This window comes from Cohnella fermenti (assembly GCF_004801405.1).
Classification (GTDB): Bacteria; Bacillota; Bacilli; order Paenibacillales; family Paenibacillaceae; genus Cohnella; species Cohnella fermenti.
In genome coordinates this window covers 1-26652 of sequence record NZ_SSOB01000014.1, presented here as the reverse complement: position 1 = coordinate 26652, position 26652 = coordinate 1, and the positions used below count along the sequence as shown (strand labels likewise).

Genomic DNA, 26652 nt, shown 5'->3' with positions numbered 1-26652 from the left:
CTCTCGCATGAAGCGAAGCGGCGAAGTTCTTCATCAGCCGCCGACCTCCTTCTCGAGATCCCGGATGCGATCCCGCAGTTGCGCCGCGGTCTCGAAGTCTTCCCTCTCGATGCGGCCGAGCATCTCCTTCTTGAGTTGCTCGATCTCCCGCTTCGTCTGCACCTGGCCGCCCGCCCGCCGCGGAATCTTGCCGACGTGGACGGTATTGCCGTGAACCCGCTTCAGCAGAGGGTCCAGACGATCCGCGAAGTTCTTGTAGCATTGGCTGCACCCGAATCGTCCAATCTTGCTGAACTGGGTATAGGTCATGCCGCATGTCTCGCAGCGAAGAACGGGCGCCTTGGACGCCGCCCCCGGATTCTCGAAGTCGAGAATGCCGGACAGCAGGTTATGGATGGAGAAGCCGGACTGGGTGCCGGGGATCAGTTCCCCTCTCTCGCGAGCGCATGCCTCGCAGATGTGCAGCTCCGCCTTCTCGCCGCCCACAATCTTCGTAAAATGCAACGTTGCCTGTCTTTTGCCGCATTCCTGACATACCATCCTTGACTCCTCCTTTCCCCTTGCCGCCGCTACTTGGCGAGCAAGGCCACGAGCATCGCCCGAAGCAGCCGGGCTCTCAGTTCATCGCGGGCGGGAAGCTTGAGCTGCAGCACATCTCTCGACATGGCCGCCTTCAGGAGATGAGCTTCCCTTGGGCTTAAGTACCTTGCTTCCTCCAACTGGTAGATCAGCCCCTCCGCGGCGCTCTGATCGATCTGCTCGCCCACCGTTATCTGAATGTGGCGCTGCACGGCTTCCAGATTCGGCAGGTCGACGCGCTGAATGCGGATGTAGCCTCCGCCTCCCCGCTTGCTCTCGACGTAATAGCCCTTCTCGATCGTGAAGCGGGTGCCGATCACGTAGTTGATCTGCGAAGGAACACAGGAGAACTTCTCCGCGAGATCGCTGCGCTGAATCTCGACGGCGCCCCCTTGGCTGACCGCCAGGATTTGCTTTAAGTACTGCTCGATCAGATCCGAGATGTTGCGCATCGCCAACCTCCCTTCCGAAGCGCGATTACGGCTCCGACTCTGACTTTGACTTTCTTTGACTATAGGCTTATTATAATCGCTTTTTCCCGACTTGCCAAGGGGGGATCGCCGCCGAACTTCCCTTCTCTTGCGCTCTCTTCGAAAGTATGGGCAGAACCGCTGCGGATTACTTGCCTGCGGGCCGAAAATTTTCGTCAAGACGCCTCCTGCATTCAAGATATTCCGGGAATGCACGCTTCGTTCGCGCCTGATCTTCGCGCATAAGACATGGAAAAAAGGGGAAAATGGTCAAGACCCCCAAGCGCATGCAGACGACGGAAGGAGCGGCACGAGATGGAAAAGTGGTTATTCCTGACGATATTGTTCTCTTTATTTATCTTAACCACGATTCATGATTGGAAACACCAGAACAAGAAAACTCGCCGGTGGATTCTGCTCATCACGACGCCGTCCCTTTACTTCGCCTTGATGTATGCCGGCCATATGGATTGGGCTGGATTCGGAGAATGGCTGGAGTGGATTTACGGGCCGCCTTCGGACGGCTTCGTCCGCATGTTGGAATCGATCCGCTGACTTGCTCGATCGCTGATCCGCGCCGATCCACTAACTTACCATTCAAGGAGGGCACGATATTGCAAGGACGCGCAGATAAACTTACCACCGGGCAGTTGGCGTGCTTTCTCATTGCGGTCTCGATGGGATCGGCGATCATCTTCATCCCCAGTTCTCTTATCCTGACGGCAGGCAACGGAGCTTGGTTATCGCTCCTCGGCGCCTTCGGCTTCGGAATGATCACCTTGCTCTGCGTATTGTTCCTGCATCGGCGGCATGAAGGGCGAGACATGGTCGAATACTCGCGCATCTTGATCGGGAGAACCGCAACGGTGATCATTATGATTCCGGTTATCGCGATGCTCTTGTTCGCCACGGCCGCCATTATCGCCGGAATCGGAGCTTTTTTTATCAGCGGCATGATGCCCGAGACTCCCCTCTATATTTTCTGCTCGTTCAGTCTGCTTGTGGCCACCTTGACCGCAAGAGCCGGAATCGCCGCGGCAGCCCGAATGTTTGTCCTGCTCGTGCCGATCATGATCATGTTCGCCGTTGTCGTATTGGTCATTGCACTTCCGCTTTATGACTGGAACCGGCTGCTTCCCATCTTCGATAAGGGAGCCGGGCCTATCCTGCACGGGCTGTTCATCACCGCCGGATTCCCCTTCGGGGAGGTGTGCTTGTTCGCTCTGATTCTCCCCTATGCCGGCAAGGACAACAGCAGGCTCTTAAGCGTCAGGCTCTTGCTGGCATTCGGCATTACCGGAATATCCATGGTGATCGCAACATTGTGTACGATCGCCGCGTTCGGCGCCGCCGCAGGGCACTTCAACTACTCCTTGTACCAGCTTGCCAGCAATATCGAGATCGGCGGCACGAACGAACGCATCGAGGCGGTTATCGGAGTTGCGCTTATTCTGGGCTCCTATATGAAGGCTACGGGATACATTATCGCGTTGAACAGAGTCCTCTCGAAGATAAGCGGCGTTAAGGACGAACGGGCCTTCATCTATCCGCTCGGCTTGCTGTGCACCTTGCTCTCGTTGACTCTGTTCAGCAGCCCGGCGGACTTCCAATACCTCGTTTATCAAGTTTGGCCCTTTACCGTCATCTTCGTAGGCTGTTTGTTGATTTACGCGCTTGCGGGACTGACTCTGGCAAGGACAAAACCCGCTTCGCGCGCACAGGAGGCAGAACGATGAAGCCCTCTCCCGCAAACCCGGAGCTGTTGACGGAAGATCTGTCCGCGAATCGGCGGAGTCTGGAGCAGTTGTTGGGAAAATGCGATGACGTCATCTTCGATGTACTTACATACGGAGATAATTTGGACTACAAGGCATTGTCGGTGTACTGCAGCTCCCTCGTTGCCGTAGACCGCAATCATTACATGATGCAATCGCTGGAAGACCTCTCGGGCCGCCGTTCGGGGAGGGCCGAATCCGTCACCCCCGCCTCGGTCGAACGCTACTTCGGCCAGGAGGGCGCGACCTCTCAAGGGATGAGGATCGTAACGGAGCTGGAAGCGGCGATCAATCTCATCCTGCAAGGCTTCGTCGTCCTGATGTTCGACGGCTGGAATCGGGCTGTCGCCTACCAGGCGCCCTCGTTCGACAAGCGGCAGGTGACGGAGCCCGTCAGCGAGCCGGTCGTTCAAGGCCCGCGGGAAGGTACCGTTGAGCGGCTCTCGACCAACCTCGGAATGATCAGGCAGCGGCTGCAGACTCCCCGCCTGAAGATCGAGTTCCTGGTCGCGGGAGACACAACGAAGACAACCATCGCCATGTGCTACTTGGACAACGCGGTAATCCCTACGGTGCTTAACGAATTTCAAAGCCGCCTGCAAGGGATTGAGCAATACGACGTCCCGGAGACGTCCTTCATTGAGGATTGGGTTCAAGATTCGAAGTACTCGCCCTTCCCTCAATATCGGTATACGGAGCGAACGGATGCGATAGCCGCCGCCATTATGGACGGCCGAATCGCCGTGCTCGTCGACAATTCGCCGATGGTTCTTATCGCCCCGGCTCTTCTGACCGATTTTCTCGGCACAAGCGAAGACTATTACGTGCGGACCGTGTTCGCCACGATGATCCGCCTTCTTCGAATCGGCGCCTTCTTCATCGCGCTGATGCTGCCCAGCCTCTATATCGCGTTGTCGACCTTCCACCCCGAGATGATTCCGACCGTCCTGCTGCTGGCTATATTGGACACGAGAGAAGGAATTCCGTTCCCGGCTTTTATCGAAGCGCTGATTATGGAGATCTCCTTCGAGCTGCTTCGGGAAGCGGGAATTCGCCTGCCGCGGCCCGTTGGATCTGCCGTCAGCATCGTCGGCGCGCTGGTCATCGGCCAGGCGGCGATCATGGCCAAGATCTCTTCTCCGATCATGGTCATTGTGGTCGCGTTAACAGGGATCGCTTCCTTCGCCATTCCGCATTACGATATCGCCATTGCCATCCGCATTCTGAGGTTCCCGTTCATGGTCGCGGCGACGCTGCTCGGAGGCTTCGGCCTGATGATATGTTCCCTGCTCCTGCTGCTGCACCTGACCTGCTTGCGCACGCTGGGTCAGCCCTACCTGACGTCGATCGCCCCCTTGAAGCTCTCGGATTGGCGCGACATTGTCGTTCGGGCCCCGTTGACAACCATGCTGAAGAACCCCCGGAATCGCCGCTTGCTTCCATCGGAATCGGCGCCGCCCCGCGGCCGCCGCGGTCGCGCGAGGTGAGCGGCGCGGGCGTGGGCGCATGGGGACGGTGCATGCTTCTCTTGGGAGCGCTGACCCTCTTGACCGGGTGCTGGGACAAGAACGAATTGACCGCATGGGGCTTCGTTCAAGCGGTCGCTATCGATCTTACGGAGAGCGGCGGATTCCGGGTCACCACCCAGATCTACCGGCCGGGGGCTTCCGAATCCAGAAGCGACACCTCTTCCAGCGGCAAGTCGTTCGTCACGCTGACCAGCGAAGCGTCCACCATCTCCCAAGCGGCTGGCCAGATAGCCGCGCAGCTCGGGAGGAACCTGCAGTGGAGCCATATGAGAGCGCTGCTGCTCGGGGAAGAGGCCGCCCTTAACCGCAATATCGGCGAGATTCTCGACTTCTTCTCGCGTTCCCAAGGGCTGCGGGGATCGGCGTTCGTCATGACGACGGAAGGCTTGGCCAATCGATATCTTCTCATCAATCCTCTGATCGAGAACACGATCGGGCAGCAATTGAAGACGGTGGAGAGGCTGTCCAGCCTCCAGGCGGGAGCCTCGACCGCGCTTTCCCTGATCAACCTTGAGATCCTGGCCCAATCTCCGGGATCGGTGACGCTTCTCCCCCGGCTGAAGCTGCTCAAGCAGCAGAGCCAGCAGGCGGCCATTATCGACGGCATGAATGTGCTGCGGCTGCCTCCCGGCAAGATCGACTCGGGCCTTGTTCCGATCAAGTTCGTCGACAACATTATGATGATCCGGGGCGAGTACAAGCGAGGGCTCATTACGCTGCCCTGTCCCAGCGATGGCGAAGCGGGGGGCGAGGCGGCGGATCTGTTCAAAGTAGGCAACGCCAAATCCCGTCTGCGGGTCGTGAGCTCGGGAGGCTTGCCGAATATCAAAATACATTTATCGCTGCAAGGAGGGGTTGGCGAGCTGGTCTGCTCCAGCGTGCTGACGAAGGCGGAGCACGATCGGTTCGTGAAGCGCCTGGAGGAGAAAGTAACAAGCGACACTCTGGAAGCGTTGGAGTATATTCAGAAGCGCAAGGCGGACGTGCTGTTCGCGGGATTAAGGGTCGAGAGGTGGAATCCCCGGCTCTGGAAGCAGTGGCGCTCGGATTGGCCCGAGCTGTTCTCGAAGGCGAAGGTGTCGGTATCGGTTAAGATCGACCTGACAACGACGGGAATGGATGCGGGCAGCCCGCTGACGAGCCAGCCGCATCCCTAAGCAATAATTCCAAGCGCCCGGCGGCTTCAGAAGAAGTCCGGAAGATACGGAACGCGCGGCGGAATTCTCCGTTCCAGCAGCCGGACGGCGTCCGAAGTCGCCGACAGCAAGCCGCAGCGCTGAAGCCATTCCGGCCTGCGGCTCCCGAGCAGCATCGCGGACAGCTCGCGAATGTGGCACCGGATGTCCGCTGCCGTCTCGCCCGCCGTGTCGTTCCCGGCCGTCGAAGCCGCTCCCGCTTCCGCCTCCTCTGCCGACTCCGAGACGACGGCGCGGCCCTGCTCGTCCCATTCGACAACGAGGACGTTCCGGTTCCACGGCGCATACTCGTCCGTCAACTGCAGCGTCAGCCGCTCCTTCGCTTCGCCCCCCGCGAACGGATATTGGCGAAGGAAGCCCGCCGCATCCACGATCCGGGACATGAAGTAGGAATGAAGCTCCTGCTTCGCGCCTCGCGGATCAAGCAGCAGGTAGGAGGTCGCGTCGTCCGTCGGAGCTTGCAGCCGGATCGTCGCCGCCATCGAATCGTGATTCGCGAGGAACGCCCACAGGGCGCCGCGAGCCTCTTCGTTCAAGGCCGCCCAGTCGTGGACCGTCAGATCGCCTTCCTTCACCTCGTAGAAGACGTAAGCCTCCATGGCTCCCGCATCGTTCCTCCAGGCGGAGATTCTTCCCGGCTTGGATACAATGCGCTCGTTCCACCATTCCGCATTCCGGACCAGCGCCCCTTGATACGCCGATGCGAACGCCTCGTATACGTCTTGCAGTTCCTTAAGAGCGTCCCCTTCCTTCGGGATCGTCTCCATACGGCCCGGAGCATCCTTCCGCTTCGCCAGCTTGGCCGTCTCGATCTCGACCTTCTTCTGCTCGATCGTAAGCTCCCAACCGAACTTGCGATAGAAGGGGATCGAGAACGGATGGAGCATGCTGATCGTCTGCCCCTGCTCCTTCATGACGACAAGCGCGCGCTCCAGCAGCCTCGTGACGCAGTTCATCCGCCGCGCTTCCGGCCACGTCGCCACGCCGGCGATGCCTCCCATCCGCAGGGCGCGGCCGCCGACCCTGCATTCCAGCGGCAGAATCGTCAGCTTGGACAGCAATTCCCCCCGCTCGCCGAACGCTCCCCAGTAATCCGCCGGCCGATATTGCCTGCGCCTTGCCTTGCGTTCGTCTTCGCTCAGAACGTATTGGAAGGCAAATTCGGACAAAGCCGTTTGCTCATCGAAGTCTCTCTCTTCAAGCTGTCGAATGTTCATGGAACACCTGCCTTCATTTTCCCCCTATATTACCGCATTCCCGGCCGCCGTGCATCCCGTTCGCCCGCAATCTGGGCCAGCCGCCTTGCCATGGCGAGCCCGGAAGCCGCCGGGGAGAATGTCGTCCGGATCGTCAGGCGCCCTTCCGCGGAGATTCGCGCCCTCCACTCTTCGTCATAGACGACCTTGCGCATCAGGAACGCCGCATGCTCCACATCCGGCTCCGCCCATACCTGCTCGGAACGATAAGGGCCGAAGTCGCGGCCGAGCGGCTGCAGCCGGTAGCGGACGGCTCCCGAATTGCCCGGCGACATGAAGTCCTCGTTGCCCGACCAGGCTGTCGCGATGACCGGCTTCCCCAGCTCCATCGCCTCGGCGATCGGCAAGCCGAAGCCCTCCGCACGGTGCAAGGAGACGAGGCAATCGGCGCACGCCAAGAGAGCGTTCGTCTCTAGCCGGCCGAGCGTCCGGTCGATGAGGTGAACCCCCGGCAGGTCTTCGGTCGCCCGGCGAATCGCCGCGATCTCCTCCGGCTGCGGGTTGTTCATCTTCACGACCAGGTCGGCGGGGAGGCCGAACTGCAGGGCGGCGCGACGGTAAGCCTCGATGACGGAGGCCGGGTTCTTGCGGGAGCTGTAGCTGAACGTGTCGTACATCATCAGGAACAGGAAGCGGCGCTCGGGAAGGCCGAACGTTCTCCTCGACATTCCCGGGGGGACGCGCACCTCGACCCCGTGGGGGATGCGGACGACCGGAACCGGGGATTTGGCCGCGACGCCGCGGGCGACGAATGCCGAAGGCACCCACACCTCGTCGACGTACCGGAAGCCTTCCGCGAACTCGTCCGGGAATTCCGGCAGCTCCCAGTGCCAGTAGCCGATCGTGTAGCGCCCCTCGAACCAAGACGGGCCAAGCTCCCCGTAGGCGACCGGCATCTGGTCGGCATTGACGTGCACGAGGTTGATCGCATACTCGGGCTCGGATACATAGAAGGCCTCCAGCGAAGAATCCTCGCTGCGGGACGTGCAGCCTCCGGAGAAGGGATAGACGCCGAACGGCACCCCCGCCCGCTCCAGCGCGCGGGCGGCCATCCGGCACGATTCCCCGATTCCCATCTCGTAGCGGACGTAGCCGATCAGATTCGTCCCCGGAAGCCCCTCGCCGGACTCGCTCTCCTTCCGCCCCATCTGCGCTCGCCCCCTTTTTTTCGCTAACCGTTGCCGTACTCTCGTCCCCGCTACCCGAACGGTCTCGTCATTGCGACGTCCATGACCGGGTTCCACAGCTTCGGCTCGACTCCGTATTCAAGCGGAATAAACGGCCTCGCCCACTTCAGGAACTCCCCGCGCTGCGCTCCCGTCGGACTGGGGAATGCCCGCTGCAGATCCGGCCTGGTCTCGTAAATCTCGTGCAGAAGGCGCGGCAAGCCGGTCGGGGACCGCTGGGGGAAGAACAGCCACTGATAGAATCCGCCCGGATCGAGCGTCGCGAACGGGTTGCCGAAGCGCTTCGCCTCCTCTCCGAGCTTCCGGTACACCTCGCGGACGAACGGCGGAATTCGCACCTGATTGTCGAAGAACCCGTATGTGTACCCGAGCGAAGACAGCGTCGCATGGCCGTTCTCCGCAAGTCGCCGGGCATATTGAAGGAAGAGAGGGCGCAGCCCGGGGACCTGCTCCCAGGAGAAGCGCGTCTGGTGCCTGGAGATCTGGCTCAAGTCCGCCGTGAAGCCGCTGAAGTGATAGAACAGAAGCGGTTCCCCGTTCACGAGGAACATCCCGTCTTCGCTTGCGACGGTTCGTTCGTGCAGGTTCCAATACGCGGCGTTGTAGCCGCAGGACTTCAGAATATGAACGTTCTCGAACAGGGCGGGCACGAAGTCCATCCACCTCTGGTCGACGTGATAGCCGCTCTCGGGCTTCATTAAGCAGTAAGCGAGCAGTCTCGCCTTCCACCAGCCGAGCAGCCTCATCGCCTCCGCCGAACGGGTCAGCGCAAGGAAGCCGAGGTTGTAGATGCCCGCTTGCAGCAGGTCCGTCTCGCTCGGACGCAAGCCGTCGTCCTTCATCGGGGTCAGAATGTGCGGCGTCAGCACGATCGAGGTGCGGTCCATCAGGCGGAACAGCTCATCCATCCGCTGCGTGATCAGAATATCCGGGTCCAGGTAGACGAGCTTGTCGACCCCGCGGGAGACGAACAAATATTCCATGAGAAAAGGCTTGACCGCCGTATTGAACTCCACAACATCGTAGCGGAACCGTAGCGAGTCCGCGTCCGGCAAGCCGATGTCGCGGACATAGACCCATTCGAACGGCTCTCCCTGAGCCGGGATCTGCCCTTCTCCTTCATCGGTCAGGAGAATGAACGCCTTGCCGGTCGGATGATGCCGGAGGAACGATTGCGCGAGCGTTCTCGCGTGGGCCAGATAATTTTTGGAGATGATGCTGCACATCGCGTACATGCCGGTCTGTCCTCCTCGCCGCGTATATAGGGATAGGGATTGGGGATCGATTGGGGTGATTGGGTTGATTGGGGTTGATTGGGGAGCAATGATGCGATCAGGGCTGTTCGCGCCAATAGTTAAGAAGATCCTCCATCGTCTGCCGGAACGGGATCTCCGGCTTCCAGCCGGTCCTCAGGCGGAACTTCCGGCAGTCTCCGAGCAGAATCTCGACATCGGACGGCCGCAGCCTGGCCGGATCGGTCCGCACCTCGATCTCCGTCTCGCTCAGCGACAGCAGCAGCGACAGCATATCCGCGATCGTACGGCACTCGCCGGAGGCGATGTTGTAGTCCTCGCCGGGAACCCCGCGCTCCAGGGCAAGCCAATAGGCGCGGACGACATCGCGAACGTCGGTGAAGTCGCGCTGCGCCTCCAGATTGCCGACGTAGAGAATCGGCGGCTTCCTGCCCTTCTCGATGTCCGCGATCTGCTTCGCGAAGTTCGACGTGACGAACTGCTCTCCCCGCCGCGGGCCCGTGTGGTTAAACGTTCGCGTCCGCACGACGCGCAGCCCGAAGCTGCGGTTGTACTGGTAGCCCATGTAATCCTGGGCGACCTTGCTGACCGCGTAAGGGCTGAGCGGCCGGAGCGGGTTCGTCTCCTTGATCGGAGTCTCCTCCGGGAGAACGTGCCCGTACTCCTCGCTGGAGCAGGCGATCTGGATCTTCGGGTCCAGCCCGCTGCGAAGAACCGCTTCGAACACGTTCAATTGCGCGGCCACATTGTTGTGGATCGTATCCATCGGCGAGTTCCACGAGGTCGGGACGAAGCTCTGCGCCGCCAGGTGGAAGATCAGCTCCGGCTTCTCCTCGCGGATAAGCCGATCCACGGAGAACGGGTCCCGAAGCTCGCACTCCGCCAGCTTGACGTCCTTCTCGAACGAACGGATGTGATCCATCCGGCTTCGCCCCCGCACCGTGCCGACGACCTCGACCCCGAGCTCCAGCAAGTACTCGGCCAGATGGCTTCCGACGAATCCCGTAATTCCGGTAACAAGAGCCTTCATTCCTGCGATTCCTCCCTGCGGTTCTCTAGCTGCTGAACGATCGCCTTCAGCGCCGATTCCTTCGCCTTGCTGCTCACAAGCAGCCCTTCGGGCAGCGAGACGACTATCAGATCCCGGGCCCCGATTACAATCGTCGGCCGATCCGTAAGCACGATGTTGCCCGCGCTTCCGGCCATCTCGACCAATCCCTGGACGATATTGCCCGCTTCGTCCGCGGCCTTGATCCGCTCGAGCGACGTCCACCTCCCCATGTCGTCCCATTCGAGCGCGACGGGAATTGCATAGAGGCGGTCGCTCTTCTCGAGAATGGCGTAATCGATCGAGAGCCGGGGCAGCTCCCCGTATATCCGTTCGAGCCGCTCGCCGGCCTCTTCCATCCTCCGCCACATCTCCGGCTGATGAAGCTTCATCTCTCGCCGGACGGTCGAAGGCTTCCATATGCAGATGCCGCTGTTCCAATACACGTCCGGAGTGCAGGCCAACTGAATCGCCCGCTCCTCGCTCGGCTTCTCGATGAATGCCCGCACCTTGACGATGCGCCCGAGCGCGGAGCCCCGCTCCGCTTGGATGTACCCGTACTGCGTCTCGCCCCGGGTCGGAAGGACGCCCAGGGTGACGATCGAGCCGGACGCCTCGGCGAACTCCGCAGCATGCGCCAGCGCGCCCAAGAGAGCGTCCGTATCCGGCACGTTCTGATCGGAAGGAAGGCAGACCATCGCCTCGTCGTCTTCGGCTCTCAGGAAGTGCAGGGCCGACAACGCTATGCTCGGTCCGGTGTCCCGCTGCGCCGGTTCGCAGATGAGGCGGCTCTCCTCCAGCTCCGGAAGCTGATCAAGCGCCAGCAGGCGATAGCGGTCGGCCGTCGCTACGTAAATCTGCTTCGCATCGACCCGGCTCGCCAGGTTGCGGTACGTTGTCTGAAGCATCGACCCGCTCGAGGCCAAGGCATGGAATTGCTTCGGCTTCCCTTCGGCGCTCTGCGGCCACAAGCGATTGCCTCGCCCTCCGGCCATGATCACGAATTTCATTGCCGATCTCCTCCGAATCGGGAGTCAGCGATCCGCTTCGCGGCACTGCCCTCCCGGTGTATGGACTATTGTATGGATGGTCGGGTGCGCCGGCATGGACGAACACCCGCTGGCGGAAGCCTAGATTCGTCTAGCCAAGCTGCAAAAGCTGCCGCATGCGCACCCCGACCGCCTCGATGGAGAAGTTCATGTGAATGTCGAACGCAGCCTTCCTCGCGATTCTCGCCCTCAGCTCCTCGTCCTCGTAAATCCGCCTCATCGCGGCCCCGACGCTCTGCGGCCGGATGTCCGCCCAGCGATGATGGAGGTAATAATCCGGGCGATCCCTCTGCAGCCGGGCATCGACGGGGACCAGCTCCTTCTCCGGCCGGATCAGCAGGCCGTTCGAATCGTCCATGAATTCGGTGTAGCCCCCCCAGTCCAGACCGATGACGGGCTTGCCGAGCGCCATCATCTCCATGGCGGGCATGCCCCAGCCGGCGCGGTCTACGGACACATAGGCGTCGCAGGCTTGATACAGCTCGAGCAGTTGCCTGTCGTCGAACGGCTCGAGGATAACGAAGATTTGGCGGAACAGGCGCCCCTGCGGAATGCATCTCCTCATCTCTTGCATCACCTGCTCCGCTTTATAGCCGCTGTGCACGTATACCTTCAGGACGAGGCATGCCTTCTCCGCCGAAGAGAATTCCTCGCAGAAGGCATCGATGAGCAGATCGAAGCCCTTGCGATAGTCGAAGCCGAACACATAGAGGAACGAGAAGCCGGGCAGCGGAGGAGCGAAGTCGATTCGGCTGGCGACGATGCCGGGGTAGAACCGACTCGCGTCCAGCGCATACGGCAGCACCTTCAGCTTGGATTCCCGAACTCCGCTGGCCGCGAACGTCCGGCGATTAAACTCCGTCGGCACCCAGACCTCGTCCATGCGGTCGCACGGCTCGGCCCAGCCCTGCGGGAGACGATCCGTCTCGAACAAGGTAATGCCGACCTTCTTGGCCGCGCGAATCGGACTCGCCGCTTGATCGAACAGCGGCGGCACTCCATGACGTATGCTGACGACCCGATCTCCGATCCGGGGATTGGATAGCCGCTGAAGCCACCGGTACGTCTCTTCCCCGATCTCGGCCCGATGCATCCCGCCGCCGTACGATTCGACCAACACGGGAACCCCGATCGCCTCCAGAACGCGCAAGTAGTTGCGGGAGACGTTCCCGTACCCTCCCATATCGTAGACGGGTCCCTGCCAGTGGACCCCCGTGACCTTCATAATCGCCCCGCCTCCTTCGCCCCGATCTTCTCCAGTATATGGGGCGAATTCCCGGCTCGTTTGGGGCAAACGACCGTGCCCGGTTCCGATGCTGCCGATATTCGTCCATACGCATTTCTCCCCCGCGCATATACTTCAGTACTGGAGTCTACCCCCTACCGGGCCGGATCGGCCTCATCCTTCACAGAATGGAGCGGAGACATGGGCAACACGGGCATCGCGGGTATTGCGGGCAACACGGGCAATACAGGCAACACGGGCATTGCGGGCATGGAGCTGTTCAATTATTTTCTTCACAACGGCAAGCCGCTTCCCTACAACCGGATACCTTACAATAATTGTTCGGAGCGGGCGATCGAGCTGCCGCTCGCACTCGAATTCCTTGAGCGCCGAGAAGCGGGCACGCGGCACGCCTATCTGGAGATCGGCAACGTCTTGAATTATTACAAGCCGCTGCTGGAGCGTTCTCCCGAGCTGGCGAATCGCACGGTAATCGACAAGTTCGAGCAGGCTTCCGGCGTCGTGAACGTCGATCTGATGGAGTACGAGCGGAAGCACGACACGGTCGTCTGCATCTCGACGCTGGAGCATGTCGGCCAGCACGCCTACGGGGAACAGAAGCGGGGCGATCGCGAGGCTCCGCTGCGGGCGCTCCGCCACGTCTACGATCTTCTTGGCGAAGACGGAGAAGCGCTCGTCACCGTTCCGTTCGGCAAGCTGATGGACCTGGGGTGGCTGATCCAATTCAGCGCGGATTACCTCGATCTGGCCTTCAGCCGCTACGGAATCCCGAAGCAGGCGATGGAGGTATCCTACTTCCGCAAGCTCGACATGGAGATGCAGTTCGACGCGCCGAAGCAATCGTGGATTCAATGCGATCGCAGCGAGCTCGCCGAGACGCGCTTCGACAACCCGTTCGTCTTCGCGAACGGAATCGCCGCGATTCGGCTGCGCAAGCGCGGGACGACGGCGGCGGCTCGTCCGCCCGCGCCCCAGGCCGATGCCGCGCTGGCCTATCATCCTCCTGTCATCGTGGGAAGCCTGTACACGTTGCCGTTTAACCGCCCCGCGGGGTATGACCTTCAAGGGAAGCTGAGCTCCCACTCGTCCGGCTACGTGTTCTACGGCCCGTTCCTCTCGCTGCAGCCGGGAGCTTACCTGCTGCAAGCCGAAGTCGCGCTGGATGGGCACGGCCGCTTCACGCTCGAGCTGACGGCGGAGGAGGGCTGCAAGGTGCTCTGGAGCCGCCCTCTCTCGGAGCCGTGCAGCCTGGAAGCCGTCATCCATCTTCCGGCGGCGGAGAATGACGTCGAGCTTCGCCTCTACAAGCACAACGATTCGGCCTGTCGCGTCCGGCTTCCGAAGCTGCTTCTGACGGCCGAAGCGCCGATTCCCACCTGAACCTGAGGAGGTGCCACTCCATGCTGAACCTGAACCGACCTCACGTGTATGTGGGGGACCATACTGTGCTCGTCAACCTGATTCACGGACCGGCCATGATGCTGGACCTGCGGGACCCCGTCTGCATGTCGATCCTTCTCGAAGGAGAATGGGAGCCGTGGCTGTCGGGCTACTTCCTGAACGCCGTGAAGCCCGGAATGACCGTGCTCGATATCGGCGCGCACAGCGGCTACTTCAGCCTGCTGGCCGGCATGCGGACCGGACCGACCGGCAAGGTGCACGCGTTCGAGCCGAACCCGTTCCACCACCGCAATCTGATCAAAAGCGCGACGTTAAACGGCTTCGGCCACGTCAAGCTCCACCAGGTAATGGTGTCCGACAAGCGCGGAGAGACGTTTATGCGAACGAGGGGCGAAGGCGGAACAAGCATCTTCTACCCGGATCTCGTCGAGCTTAACGGTGTTACCGAGACCAGGGTCAAGCTCGGGCTGCTGACGGATTATCTCGATCCTTCGCTCAAGGCGGACGTCATCAAGATCGACATCGACGGCGGAGAGCCCTACATCATGGACAGCCTGCTGCAGATCGTCGACCGCAACGACAAAATGATCGTCTTCATGGAATACTTGCCGATCCTGTGGGAGCAGACCGATCCCGTGCCGTACATGAGGCAGTTGGCCAGCCGCGGCTTCCAGATCTTCAACGTTCCTCGCGCGGGCGCCATCGAGCCGACGACTCCGGACGAACTTGCCAAGTTCAACGGGATCGTCCACCTCGATCTGCTGCTCGTACGCTGACCCTCTCTTCGCCGCCCCTTCTTCCGGCCCTGCCGTCGCAACAAGCAGAACCGTCAGGGAAGTTCTCTCCCTGACGGTTCTTTGACACTCTGACTCCACTAGCCCCCCTCCAACCGCCTCTTCGGAGCGCCGGTAAGCGCGCGGAAGGATTGAGATGAGTCGACTCAACTGGAGCGGCGATTGGCGTGCGGAGGGACTTCTCGTTGGTTCTTCTCGTTCCGCTCACACGCTCTCCTCGTCCTTTCCGCTGCCCCCGCCTCACGCATACTTTGTTTGTTGTCCATACGAATAAAGTCGAATTTTACCGATTTTCACGGTTTTCACGGTTTTCACGGTTTTCACGGTTTTCACTGGTTTCACGGTTTCACGGTTTTCACTGGTTTCACGGTTTATGGATGATAAGGCCGACAGAGGTCGATACGTATTGGCCGAGCTGCAGTCGAAGATGAGGGTTGAAGTGGAAGGGCGGAACGTCCACGATCGATTCGAACGGGCCGGTGCCGGCCGTGTAATCGATCTCGACGAGATAGCCCTCTTGGCGCAAGGCAGCGACCATCTCCTCGATGTCCCGCTTGCGGAAGATGACGAGCACTTCCGCTTCCAGCGTATCCTCGTTCGAGCTCAGGTTGTATTCCGTCGTGTGAACGGCAACGCCTCCGGAGCGGAGGCACTTCATCTGCTCGAGCAGGAACCGCTTGCCCTTCTCGATCGAGCCGATGTGCTCGAAGCTGCAGGAGGACCAGGTGAAGTCGAACTTCCCGTGGTAGCGCTCCGGAATAGCGTTCATATCGACGGTCTCGTAGGTAACTAGTCTCTTCATAAGATTGGGGTTGCACAGCCCCTTCTCGTTCAGGTCATCGAGGCCGAGCGCATGTTGATTCGTGTCCGCCCACCCTTGAGCCTTCGCCTTCTCTGCGTCCATGTCGGTGGCAACGATCTCGCAGCCGCGCGAAGCGAAGACGGAAGTCAACGGTTCTCTGCCAACCCCGAAGCCAAGCCCCCTGCGAAAAGGATACAGCATCGAACGTTCCCGCAATGCCTCTAAAATATAGCACCATTCCCACAGCTTCCGATGGTAACGGAACGTCTCCTTCAGCTCGATGCAGCCGCGGACGAACCATGGCGTGGTGAAGTCCTTCTCTCCGCATAGCTTCGATATCAGCATCGTTCGTCCCCTCTCTCCTCATTGTTGCGCTGAACCTGAACGATCTTCGGCACACCGCCCGGCGTCATGCTGAATGTCCAGATGGCGGTCTCCTCATCCTCTGTTCTCGTCCGGAACATCGCTTGCCTGACGACCTCCGCATAAGCGGCTGCGGTTAACGTCCGCTGCGCGTAAGCCCGCCCGTCCCGGGAGTACGCTTCCCGCAGCGATTCGTTCCGATATAGCGACAGCATTGCTTGAAGAACACGGTCGTCGAAGTCTTGCCCTTCCCGAATACGGAAGGCGAGCGTCTCTTCCTCCTGCATTGACGGCTCCATCACCTCCTCCCTGACGATCAAGGGAACGCCGTAGCCAAGCGCCAGATAAGGAGCATACGCCAACCTTCCCGCCTCTGCCCTTCCCAGTTGAACGGCGACATCGGTCTCTCGCCATTCCTTCTCCGCCTGGGCCGCATTCCCCGGCTCATCCGCAATCTCCACCCGATCGCCAATTCCCAAGGAATTGGCTTGCCTGAGCAACTGCTCCTTCGTTCCGCCCAGGTATGGCCCCGAGATCCGCAGCCCGATCGGACGTCTGCCGCCCGGATTCGCCTTAAGCTGCTTCATGGCCGCCAGCAAGGGAAGCAGTTCCTCGGCATCTCGATGCGGGCCGAAGCTCGAGAAGAGGAAGCCCTCCCCTCTCGTCTTGATGACACCGTCCTTCTCCGGCACGGGTACGGGAGCTGTAAGAACGGGGGAACAGCCCGCCTTAACCAACTCGGCCCGCTGCTTATCCCCGTAAGCGACAACCGCGTGAGCCTTCCCAAGATAATGGCGAAGCAGCTTGATCGCTTCCGGCTGCAGGCTTCCGGCGAGCAGACGATCCAGCTTCTCATGCGCCTCGGCGGAGCCGAATTCGCTCTCCAGCACCCGGTAGTAGGCTTCCAGCCGGTTCCTCTCCAGCGTCGTTCGAATCGCGAGCGCGTGGAAGTCCGCGTCGCCGGTCACAACGATGCCGGGATAACGATGCAGCAGCGGCGCTATCGCATCGTAGCGGGAGTCGTCGCCGAATTCGTACACGATGTGATCGTAGGCTGCGGAACGCTCGGCGAACTGCCCGAGATCGAGGCGCCGAATCGCTCCGTCGTCCTCCAGGGCGAGCTGCAGATCGCGGCTCTCTCCCACGAGGTAAAGATCGATATCGACATCGTTCACCAGATACGGAGCCGCAAGCGGAAGCAGCCCGACAGCCGTGGCATAAGGCGGAGCATACGGAGCCACGATGGCCGCCTTGCGTCTTGTGATCGCCTCGTACGTCTCGAGAACGAGCCGGCTCGCCTTCTCCCAAGTGAACTTCGCCGCTTGCTTCCGTCCCTGCTGCGACAGCCTCTTGAGCTGATCGGGATGCGAGAGCAGATAAGCGAGCTTCTCCGAGATGGCCTTCGTCGAGGTCGGATCGACCAGGCAGGCGGCTTCCCCGCTTATCTCCTTCAGCGAGGAGCCGTCCGACGTCAGCACCGGCGTTCCGCAGGCCATCGCCTCGAGCACCGGCAAGCCGAAGCCTTCGTACAAGGACGGGAACGCGAACAATACCGCCCCCTTGTACAATTCGACCAGCTCGGCATCGGGCACGTAGCCGGTCGTGACCAGAGCGGCCGCGTCCCCCGCTGCCGCGGCCAATCTTCTCAGCGCGATCGTCTCCCCCTCCGAGATGGCGCAGGCGAGCACAAGCTGATGCTTGCGCCCCAGTCGCGCATTCGCGTCCAGGAAAGCCCTGATGAGCGCCGTCGCGTTCTTGCGGGGATCGGTCCCTCCGGTGCACATGACATAAGGGCGGCGAATTCCGTAAGCTTGGCTCGCGTCCCGCCTGCGTTCCGTCGCCGCTGCCGCGAACTGCGGGTCCAATCCGGCCATGATGACAACGATTCGGTCCGGATCGAGACCGGCAAGGCGAACCGCATCTTGCTTCGTCGTCTCCGAGATCGCGAAGATCGCGTCGCATGAACGAATCAGCTCGATCGTCGACCAATAGACCTGGCGATTGTCGTTGTTCAGGAATTGCTCCTCGTAGACGAGGGGGATCACATCGTATAGCGTCACGGCCACGCGAACCGTCCCGAACCAGGAGCGGTCCGGCAGCATGTGCCGGTACTGGGCGAACAGATCGGGGCGAAGATGGAACAAGTAGAAGGGGCTCATGATATGGTAAACGTCGATTCGGTTGCGAAGCAGGAATTGCTGCAGTTGCCGCTTAAGAGAAGCAAGTCCCTTTGACAGATCGGGGTAAAAATAATAGTAGGAATGCCCGGTATCGGAGGTGATCATGGCGTGGATGAGATTGTGCGAGTAGCGGCCGATTCCCCTGCGTCTTGCCTCCGTGCGCGCAAAGAACATGTCGAATGCGATATTCACACCATCACCCGCGTTCCGTCTGATCTTCTAGCTTCGATCATTCTATGTGTCTGCGGAGAAGGGGACATAGGCAACCGCCTCGGCCACTGCCCAAAAAAGCCCGAGATACGGCATCAACCGTATCCCGGGCCTTGCTTGGGTACAAATCGGCTGCTCCGAAGAGGAGCTACTCCACCTTCCTGAACATGGCCTTATCCAGGTTCAGCCAATCATTCGCTCCGGCAACCGTATAGATGCCGATCTCGCACGTCCCGTTGGTCACCACGATATTGTCGATGGTGAAGAGGTTCCAGTTGATGTCGCTCGTGCCGATCGTCGTGTTGAGCTCCGCGCCTCCGTAGTTTTTCGCATAGAGCTGCAGCGTCGTCTGATCCCCGTTCGTCATCGCCCATACGCTGAACGAATACGTTCCGTTCTCAAGCCCGGTGAAGGTCTTGTAGATGGAGCCGCTGTAGCTCGACGAATTCCAGAACGTCAGCTTGTAATCGCCGTCGAAGGCGTAGCTGCTCTCCGTCTTGACAGTCGTGGCCGAGACACCGCTCGGCAGCCACACATTCCAGCCGGACGGGGTATTCGTGTAACCGTCGGCTTCGAAGCTCGGATTGGTCAAGAGGTTCGGCGTTGGCTCGTTCAAGAGATTCATGGAGGAGAGAGCATTGCCGTCAAAATCGAACAGCGTCAGGTTATCCCACGTATTGGTCGGCGTTACGGAGTCGTTGGCATACGCCACCCCGGCCGCCGTCCCCCATACCGCGTCTTCCACCGGCAGCCAGGTCGGCTCCCAATAGAAATAACCGAGCCCTCGGCTGTCGGGGACATTAAGGATGATGGACTCCAGATCGTTCATGAAGTCGAACTGGCCTTGAGGCGTCGCAGGATAACCCGCGATGTTCTCGTCGCCGCTGATGAATACATTGCCGGCTCCGTCGCCGTCATCAAGGGTGTAGGCGTAGGCGGTCTCCACGATCAGCACGTCCTTGTCGTACCTCTTGCTGATATCGTTGAGATTGTATTGCAGATCGGACATCGTTCCGTGCCACATCGGATAGAAGGAGAGACCGATAATGTCGAAGTCCAGAGTCGCATCGGCGGCGAGCAGGTTGCCGAACCACCAGAGGTAGAGTCCGTTGTCGCCGCCGTGGTCGAGATGGAGGATGATCTTGGCATTGGAAGCCGCCGAATCCCTCACGCCGTCGATGGCGCTTCCGAGCAGTTCGGCCAGGTCGGAGAAGTCGTCGTTGCCGTCCCCTACCTTGCCGTCGGTATGCAGAATTCCCGTAGGGATCTCATTGCCCACCTGGATCATATCGGGAATGATGCCCTCGTCCGCGAAGTCGTCGAGCGTATTCTTCATATAATTGTACAACGTCGTCTTCAAGCTGGAGAAGGACAGGCCGACCCAGGCCTTCGGCTTGATCTGCTTGGCCGGGTCCGTCCACCAGTCGCTCAGATGGAAGTTGATCAGAATTCCCATTCCGAGCGCATCGGCTCGTTTGGCCAGAGCCAGCGTCGTCTCGAAGTCGTTGGTGCCCCCGCCGTAGGGATTGCCGTTCGCATCGTAGGGGTCCACCCACAGCTTCAGTCTCACATAGTTGGCGCCGTTGTCGTGGAGAATCTCAAGCGCATCGCCCTCGACATTGTCCGAGTAGAACTGCCCGCCGAGGTCTTCCACCATGCTCAGCATGGATACGTCGACACCGCGGATAAAATCGTCATACTCCTCCGCGGATGCGGGAGCCGGAGCGTTTACGCTCCCTCCGAGCAGAATGGCAGCGGCGAGCACCGCCGTCGCCGTTTTTTGCAACCGTTTTCTTAACATCATACAAACCTCCTCTTATTCTGTCTCATGCCGCTTGCCCTCTGATACGCTCGTACCTGCCGGCAGACTCCAATCGAGTCGGACGATCACCTCCTTCCGGGATGAACGGTCGTCAGCCCTTGACTCCGGTTGCGGCCAGACCGTTCTGAATGAATCGCTGCATAAACATAAACATGACCATGATCGGCAAGGACGACAGCACCGCGGCGGCCGCGAACAGCGTCCAGTTCGCCGCGAACTGATTCGTGATGAAGGTCTGCAGGCCGAGTGCCAGCGTGTGATTCTCCGGCTTGTTCAAGAACACGGACGAGATGACGTACTCGCTATATGTCGCAATGAACGAGAAGACGAAGATGACCGCAAGCTGAGGCCGCGCCAGCGGCAGAATGATTCGGGTGAACACAACCCCGTGTCCGGCGCCGGACACGAAGGCCGCCTCGTCGAGCTCCTTCGGAATCGTATCGATATAGGCTTTGAGCAGCCAGATATTGAAGGCGCTCCCTCCCGCCAGCACCAGGATAAGCGCGTACACGCTGTCCGACAGGCCGAACCGGTAGATGAGAATATAGAAGCCGGACACAGCCATGCTGCTGGGGAATACCTGAAGCACAAGCAAGGCCATCAGCCCGTTCTTCCTGCCGGGAAAACGCAGCCGCGAGAAGGCGTAAGCCGATGTGCTGGTCAGGAACAGTTGGATCACCGACACCCACAGACAGATCTTGAGGGAATTGCCCACCCATCGCATAAAGTCGGTCTCCGAGATCAATCGCTCGTAATTGTGTGCCGTCAGAGCTTTGGGGAACAGCGTGGCGCTGAAGAAGCTCTGTCCGGCGGAGAAAGACGCCATGAATATCCAATAAGCCGGAAACAGCGTGCAGAAGATGGCGATCCAGATCACCAGCCGACTTATCCATAGGCCCGTCCGTTGCTTCCCCTTCATCGTGCCGCCCTCCCGTTTCGTAATCCGATTTTCCCCATGCCGCTCTACTCCTTGAATGCCCCGGAGAGCCTGAGATTCACAAGGGTCAGCACTCCGACAATGATGAAGATAAAGATGCTGAGCGTCGCCGCCAGATCGTAGCGGTTCGACCAGGTTGTCATCTTATAGACCATGCTGGCCAGAATGTCCGTGCTGCCGGCGAATTGGGAATTGACCTTGGCCGGCCCGCCCTGGGTGATCATGTAGATATTGCCGAAGTTATTGAAGTTGGCCGCGAACGAAGCGACGACCAGCGGAACGCTCACCTTGAACATAAGCGGCATCGTAATTCGGCGGAAGGCGTACCACTTGGATGCGCCCTCCACATTGGCCACCTCGTAGAAGGTCGGCGAGATGGACTGCAGCCCTCCCATGCACACGTTCAGCATGTAGGGGAAGCCAAGCCAGACATTGACAAGAATAATGCCCGCCCTTGCCCAGAAGACGTCGGTCAGCCAAGGAACAGCAGGGATGCCGAACGCCTCCAGCAGGTGGTTGATGCCGCCGTATTGCTCATTCAGAAGGCCCTGCCAGGACAGAATGGCGATGGTCGCCGGCAGCGCCCAGGGAATTATGAGAATGGAGCGGTAAATCCGGGCTTCCTTCATGAGCGGATTGTTCAGCAGCACGGCCAGCCCCATGCCCACCGCATAGGACAGGGCGGTGCTGAGAAGCGCGAAGGCGACCGTCCAGCCCAATACGGAGAAGAACACATTCTTGATCGTGCCGCTTAGCAGTGTCTCGTAATTTTTCCAGCCGACGAGGTCGTAGGAGTCCAGATGGTACATGTTATAGTTGGTAAAAGAGATAAAGACGGTGTAGGCGACCGGCAGAAAGGTCAGTACAAAAATCGATATCATCGCCGGCGATAAATACGCATACGCAGTTAGGTTGCTCTTCGCTTTTCTCATTCGGCTGTCTCCTGACGCGCTTGCCTACGAACCGGAATGCATCAGCTCGATGGCTTCCTTGAATTGCGAATCGATATACTTGGCGGCTTCCTCCGGCGACAGCTTGCCCTGGAACAGCAGGCGCATATTATCCGTATACGGAGTCCACAATTGCCCCAGCTCCGGAACGGACGGAAGCGGTTCTCCGCTGGCAATCTGCTGCATAAACGCTTGCGTTGTGGCATCCATCTCGATCTGCTGCTGGACGCTTAACTTGGCCGGAATGCGGGCGCCCACTTGATACAGCTCTGCGGAGGCCTCGTCGATCAGGTATCGGTAGAAGTCCCATACCGCGTCCTTGTGCGTCGACTTGGAGCTGACGAAGCCGACCTGCGTTCCTACCGGAGTGACGAACGGCTTCCCGTTCAGCGTCGGCATTGGAACGACCGCGAAGTTCACGCCTGCGGAAGCGAAGGCGTCCACGTCCCAAGGACCGCCGATGTAGTAGGCCGTCTCCCCGTTCTCGAACGCGCTTCTGGCGATATCGAAGGTGATGTCGGACGAGATGAAGCCTTCGTCAACCATCTTCTTGATGTAGCCGTAAGCCTGAACCGCGCCGTCGTTGCCAAGCCCGATGTCCTCGATGTCGTAGGCGTTGTCCGCCCACTTGAAGATGTAGCTGTCGAACGCTCTGACGAAGCCCAGATCGTAGTAGATGCTTGTCGCGTCGAACTTGACGCCGCCGCTTGTCTTGGCGGTCGCGAGCAATTCGTCCCAGGTCGTCGGAGGCGCGGATACCTTGTCGGTATTGTAGAACAGCGTGACCGTCTCCACCGCGATCGGAACCCCGTACCGCTTGCCGTCCACATAGCTGGCTTGAACGGCCGCACTGACATAATCGCTGTCATTGTAGAAGTCGGCAGGCACTTCCTCCGCGAGATTGGCGGTGACGAAGCTGGCGAGCTGATCGTTGGCGATGCCGAAGATGCCGTCGGGACCGCCGGCGCTGTTCGCCGCCTGGGCGAACTGCTGAAGCTCGATGCTCGTCTGGACGACCGTCGCCTTGTTGCCCGTCTCCTCCGACCACTTGTCCGCGTACTTCTGCAGCAATTCCGCCTCCACCTGGAAGTTGGTCCATAACGTGATGGATTCGCTCGTCTTGGCGGAAGCGCTCGCCCCCTCTGTCGCCCCGGCGGGCTTCGTCCCCGACGAAGGCGTCGATTCCGAATTCGCGGAATTGCCGCCGCATCCGGACAGAACAACCAAACTCATTACCGACGCAAGCATTACCTGGAATCCTTTTCTCATTGTCGTTCCCCCTTTTATGAATTGCCTTCCTTGGTTCCCGGCCCGGACCGAATCAGAAGTCCCTTATCGCCTGGAGAGCGGGAAGAGCGTTGCCGCGAAAATCGAACAAAGCAAGGTTGGCCCATACATTCGCGGAGATGCCGTCATTGCTCAAGTACTTCTTCCCCTCCTCCGTGGCCCACCTTGCCTGACGGATATTGAGCCAGGTGGGTTCCCAGTAGAAGAAGCCGATGCCTCTGTTGTTCTCGACGGAGCGAATGGCGTTCATCAGATCCAGCAGGAATTGGCTCTGCCCCTGCGCGTCGATGGCGTACGGCACCGAGGCCGCATGCTCTTCGGTGAAGATCATCACTTCGCTCTCGATCTGCTCTATCGTGAAGGGGAATGCCGTCTCCGCGATAAGCACATCCTTGCCGTAGCGGGAAGAGATATCGTTCATGTTATCGGTGAGCTGCTCCAGCGTACCGTGCCAGAACGGATAATAGGATAGGCCGATAATATCGAAGTCGAGCTCGGCGGCGGCCGCTTCGTCGAACCATCTTCGGTACAGCGCATTGTCGCCGCCCCAGTCCAGATGGATCACGGTGCGAATGGCCGGGTTATAGTCTCTGACCGCCTCGACGCCGGCCGCCAGCAAGCGGATCATCGCCTTGCCGTTCTCGAACCTCCCGTCCGACCAGAGCAAGCCGTTCGTGATCTCATTGCCGATCTGAACCATGCCGGGCAGAACTCCGTTGCGCTCCAGCTCCTTTAACGTGTCGAAGGTATACTGGTACACGGCTCTCTCCAGCGCTTCGCCGGATAAGTCCTGCCACGCCTTCGGCTTGACCTGAGTGCCGGGATCGGCCCAGAAGTCGCTGTAATGCAAGTCCAGCAAGAAGCCCATTCCTCTCTCCGCCGCTCTCTGCGCGAGTTTAATCGTCGTCGGAAGATCGTTGGTGCCTCCGCCGTAGGGCTTGTTGTCGGCGTCGTACGGGTTGTTCCACAATCGCAAGCGGATTTGGTTGACGTTGTAATCTCCGAGGATATGAACGGCATCGCCTTCCTCTCCGCCATTATAATATTTGGCGCCTAGCTGCTCGATTTCTGTCTGAACGGATATGTCCATGCCTTTGATAAACGTCATCAACTTCACCTTTCAAATAAATTATTTATTTAATTATGGTAAATTATTTACTTGCAGTTATCTTAGCACGCCCTCCCACATCTGTCAATTAAAATTTGTAACCGTTTTCCGTTGGCGAGACACCTTTCTTTTCCGCGCAAAAAAAACGACCGCCGATTGGCGATCGCAGACACCGTCAGCAGCTTCTCCTGAAGATCGGAGTGCCGTTGATATAAACAGTCTTGGTCGTGGTCCTGTTCTTGAGGATGCGTTCCATCAGCAGGTCCAGGGCGGAGCTGCATATGATCGAGATATCGATGCGGAAGGTCGTCAGCGGCGGGGAGACATACTGGGCGATGCCGATGTCGTTGATGCTGAAGAAGGACACCCGGCCCGGAATCTCCCATTGCCGCTCGTTAAACGCCTGCAGGGCGCCGATCGCAAGCGCGTCGCTGGCCACGCAGAACGCGGTCGGCATGGCATCCTGCAGCTTGTTGATCGCGTCGGCGCCGATGCGATATCCTTCCTTGACGGTAAAACCATCCGCAATAAAGATCTGCTCTTCCCTAAGAAGATTGTAATAGGCCATCGTCTGGCGGAAGGACCACTCCCGAACATCCATGAGGGGCTTATGGGTAACCATCTCGTAATCGGGGCCGCCGATGAAGCCGATGCTCTTGTGGCCCTTCGCGACGAAGTAATCGACGATTTGTCTCACCATCGAGTCTTGATTGGCCTGAACGCTGTCAAACAAGCTCTCGTCGGGCCGCGTATTGATGAACACGCCCTTGCGCGTTATTCGCTTGAGGCACTCGATCTCCTCCATGTCGAACCAACCGATCGCAATAAACCCGGCCATATCCTCTTTAACCGCCGCAATACCGTCTCGCTTATCGTATCGAACCAAGCTCATGTTCCGGCTCTGCGCCTGGCTCACAATCTCGTTCAGAATCGATTCGTTAAAAATATTATCGAGTTCCTCGCCCTCCTCCACCCAGTAGAGCAACGCGATATTATCGATTTTGGGATTGACCTTCTTCTTCGTATAGCCGATCTCGTCGGCCGTCTTAAAAATCGCGGCCCTCGTTTGTTCGCTTACCGATATCTTGGGGTCATGATTCAGTACCCGCGACACGGTCGCATTAGAGATGCCCAGAAGTTCAGCTATTTGCTTGACGGTAGCCATTCGAATCCTCCCAATACCCCGGTTAGGTAAATACTTTACTTCTTAATTTACCAAATGTCAACTTGGCACCGTCAAGTTGGCCTCTTCTGGGGTACCAGACGGGCAATCAGATGCACGTTTGCAGCTCCTCTGGCGAAGGCAGCCAGCAAATTGTTGCGGATTAGCAACATTTTTACGGAATAACACCCTCTAACGTAAAAAATGATGCGGATAGTCAACATTTTGGGCCGAATTCCCTCTTTTTTCGGAGAAATCGTTGGTAATGTTGACTTTTGGCATCATTTCGCCGGAATGGAGCTGTTTGGCGGGCCAAATGTTGTTGTATCGCAACATTCTGCCTCATCGTGGTCCGGCACGCGCAGATCAGGCAAGGGGAGCATCGCGCGCAACAGAACGCAAGAAAAACGCCTAACCGGCTTTTGCGATTTTATGCGGTTTTTCACATTCATTAGTTTGAATGAGCCGCAATCTCGGCGTTTTATATGATTTTTAGCATATATGCGACCCCGTCGGAACGAAACCGCCCCCATGAATGCGATTTATCGCATAAAATCGTCCAAGTCCCCCGTTATCGCGCCGCGCCAATGTGAAATTTCGCATAAAATTCGGGCAACGAGCGATATCCCGACCTCTCACACATCGTTCCTTCCTCCCCATCTCAGGCAACGCGCATCCACAACACCTTTAACTAGCCAATACAACACACATCGAGTTTCCAACAAACACATTCTCCAAGCAGCTAACGTCCCTCTAACGTCCCTCTAATGGCCCTCCGAGAACCCGGATCACACTGCCCGAGGATACAAAACGCCCGAGTATGCAAAAAAGCACCCGCGAGGGTGCTTCTTCTGCTCTTTAGCTTGGCAACTTCCTACTCTCCCAGGACCCTGCGGTCCAAGTACCATCGGCGTTAGAGGGCTTAACGGTCGTGTTCGAGATGGGTACGCGTGGAACCCCTCTGCCATCATCACCAAACCGCCGCGACGAAGTCGTCGGCACGCTAGGTTGCAGGCAGCATGACGAAGTCGTGCGGTGCAGCCGTAGC

Annotated in this window: 22 protein-coding genes and 1 rRNA gene; 6 read left to right on the top strand and 17 right to left on the bottom strand. The window is 59.2% G+C overall.

Annotated features, from left to right (window positions below):
* Positions 1–33 precede the first annotated feature (33 nt).
* Positions 34–540, bottom strand: coding sequence for a UvrB/UvrC motif-containing protein (locus E6C55_RS12645; protein WP_136370166.1), 507 nt, complete (start codon positions 538–540; stop codon positions 34–36).
* Between the two features lie 29 nt (positions 541–569).
* Positions 570–1031, bottom strand: coding sequence for a CtsR family transcriptional regulator (locus tag E6C55_RS12640; protein WP_136370165.1), 462 nt, complete (start codon positions 1029–1031; stop codon positions 570–572).
* Between the two features lie 333 nt (positions 1032–1364).
* Here E6C55_RS12640 and E6C55_RS33810 point away from each other — a divergent pair, with 333 nt between their 5' ends.
* The 4 genes from E6C55_RS33810 to E6C55_RS12625 are packed head-to-tail and all read left to right on the top strand — an operon-like array spanning position 1365 to position 5510.
* The gene (locus E6C55_RS33810) at positions 1365–1604 is read left to right on the top strand and encodes a hypothetical protein (protein WP_168735611.1); all 240 of its coding nucleotides are present in this window, start codon (positions 1365–1367) and stop codon (positions 1602–1604) included.
* A gap of 59 nt (positions 1605–1663) precedes the next feature.
* Complete coding sequence (locus E6C55_RS12635) at positions 1664–2785, top strand: GerAB/ArcD/ProY family transporter (protein WP_168735610.1); 1122 nt, start codon at positions 1664–1666, stop codon at positions 2783–2785.
* Positions 2782–4311, top strand: a complete 1530-nt coding sequence (locus E6C55_RS12630) for a spore germination protein (RefSeq protein WP_136370163.1) — start codon at positions 2782–2784, stop codon at positions 4309–4311. Before E6C55_RS12635 ends, E6C55_RS12630 begins: the two co-directional genes overlap by 4 nt.
* 32 nt (positions 4312–4343) lie before the next feature.
* Entirely contained in the window at positions 4344–5510 is a 1167-nt protein-coding gene (locus E6C55_RS12625; protein WP_136370162.1) for a Ger(x)C family spore germination protein, read from the top strand.
* A gap of 26 nt (positions 5511–5536) precedes the next feature.
* On the opposite strand, the gene E6C55_RS12620 is transcribed toward E6C55_RS12625, so the two are convergent.
* The 6 genes from E6C55_RS12620 to E6C55_RS12595 form a co-directional block, all read right to left on the bottom strand.
* A complete protein-coding gene (locus E6C55_RS12620) occupies positions 5537–6766 on the bottom strand; it encodes a GNAT family N-acetyltransferase (protein WP_136370161.1) in 1230 nt (409 codons plus the stop codon).
* A gap of 29 nt (positions 6767–6795) precedes the next feature.
* Positions 6796–7953 (bottom strand): glycosyltransferase family 4 protein, encoded by a 1158-nt coding sequence (locus E6C55_RS12615; RefSeq protein ID WP_136370160.1) that lies wholly within the window; start codon positions 7951–7953, stop codon positions 6796–6798.
* A 50-nt stretch (positions 7954–8003) separates the two neighbouring features.
* Entirely contained in the window at positions 8004–9227 is a 1224-nt protein-coding gene (locus E6C55_RS12610) for a glycosyltransferase family protein (protein ID WP_136370159.1), read from the bottom strand.
* A 97-nt stretch (positions 9228–9324) separates the two neighbouring features.
* Positions 9325–10275, bottom strand: coding sequence for a GDP-mannose 4,6-dehydratase (locus E6C55_RS12605; RefSeq protein WP_136370158.1), 951 nt, complete (start codon positions 10273–10275; stop codon positions 9325–9327).
* Positions 10272–11303: a mannose-1-phosphate guanylyltransferase gene (locus tag E6C55_RS12600; RefSeq protein ID WP_136370157.1), complete on the bottom strand. Its 1032-nt coding sequence runs from the start codon at positions 11301–11303 to the stop codon at positions 10272–10274. The genes E6C55_RS12605 and E6C55_RS12600 overlap by 4 nt, the downstream gene beginning before the upstream one ends.
* Before the next feature lie 130 nt (positions 11304–11433).
* Entirely contained in the window at positions 11434–12567 is a 1134-nt protein-coding gene (locus E6C55_RS12595; protein ID WP_136370156.1) for a glycosyltransferase family 4 protein, read from the bottom strand.
* Between the two features lie 201 nt (positions 12568–12768).
* Between E6C55_RS12595 and E6C55_RS12590 the strand changes: the two genes are divergently transcribed.
* Both E6C55_RS12590 and E6C55_RS12585 read left to right on the top strand, forming a co-directional pair.
* Entirely contained in the window at positions 12769–13968 is a 1200-nt protein-coding gene (locus E6C55_RS12590; RefSeq protein WP_136370155.1) for a class I SAM-dependent methyltransferase, read from the top strand.
* A gap of 20 nt (positions 13969–13988) precedes the next feature.
* A complete protein-coding gene (locus E6C55_RS12585; RefSeq protein ID WP_230986667.1) occupies positions 13989–14765 on the top strand; it encodes an FkbM family methyltransferase in 777 nt (258 codons plus the stop codon).
* A gap of 382 nt (positions 14766–15147) precedes the next feature.
* On the opposite strand, the gene E6C55_RS12575 is transcribed toward E6C55_RS12585, so the two are convergent.
* From E6C55_RS12575 to rrf, 9 genes are all read right to left on the bottom strand, one after another.
* Entirely contained in the window at positions 15148–15930 is a 783-nt protein-coding gene (locus E6C55_RS12575) for an SAM-dependent methyltransferase (RefSeq protein WP_136370153.1), read from the bottom strand.
* Entirely contained in the window at positions 15924–18320 is a 2397-nt protein-coding gene (locus tag E6C55_RS12570; protein ID WP_136370152.1) for a glycosyltransferase, read from the bottom strand. The genes E6C55_RS12575 and E6C55_RS12570 overlap by 7 nt, the downstream gene beginning before the upstream one ends.
* Before the next feature lie 166 nt (positions 18321–18486).
* Complete coding sequence (locus E6C55_RS12565) at positions 18487–20139, bottom strand: glycosyl hydrolase 53 family protein (protein ID WP_168735609.1); 1653 nt, start codon at positions 20137–20139, stop codon at positions 18487–18489.
* Positions 20140–20251: 112 nt separating this feature from the next.
* Positions 20252–21079: a sugar ABC transporter permease gene (locus E6C55_RS12560; RefSeq protein ID WP_136370150.1), complete on the bottom strand. Its 828-nt coding sequence runs from the start codon at positions 21077–21079 to the stop codon at positions 20252–20254.
* Between the two features lie 44 nt (positions 21080–21123).
* A complete protein-coding gene (locus tag E6C55_RS12555; RefSeq protein WP_136370149.1) occupies positions 21124–22029 on the bottom strand; it encodes a carbohydrate ABC transporter permease in 906 nt (301 codons plus the stop codon).
* 24 nt (positions 22030–22053) lie between these two features.
* Complete coding sequence (locus E6C55_RS12550) at positions 22054–23316, bottom strand: sugar ABC transporter substrate-binding protein (protein WP_136370148.1); 1263 nt, start codon at positions 23314–23316, stop codon at positions 22054–22056.
* A 52-nt stretch (positions 23317–23368) separates the two neighbouring features.
* Positions 23369–24442, bottom strand: a complete 1074-nt coding sequence (locus E6C55_RS12545; RefSeq protein WP_136370147.1) for a glycoside hydrolase family 53 protein — start codon at positions 24440–24442, stop codon at positions 23369–23371.
* A gap of 175 nt (positions 24443–24617) precedes the next feature.
* Positions 24618–25607, bottom strand: a complete 990-nt coding sequence (locus E6C55_RS35075) for a LacI family DNA-binding transcriptional regulator (protein ID WP_136370146.1) — start codon at positions 25605–25607, stop codon at positions 24618–24620.
* A gap of 858 nt (positions 25608–26465) precedes the next feature.
* Positions 26466–26582 (bottom strand): 5S ribosomal RNA (gene rrf, locus E6C55_RS12535).
* Between the last annotated feature and the right edge of the window lie 70 nt (positions 26583–26652).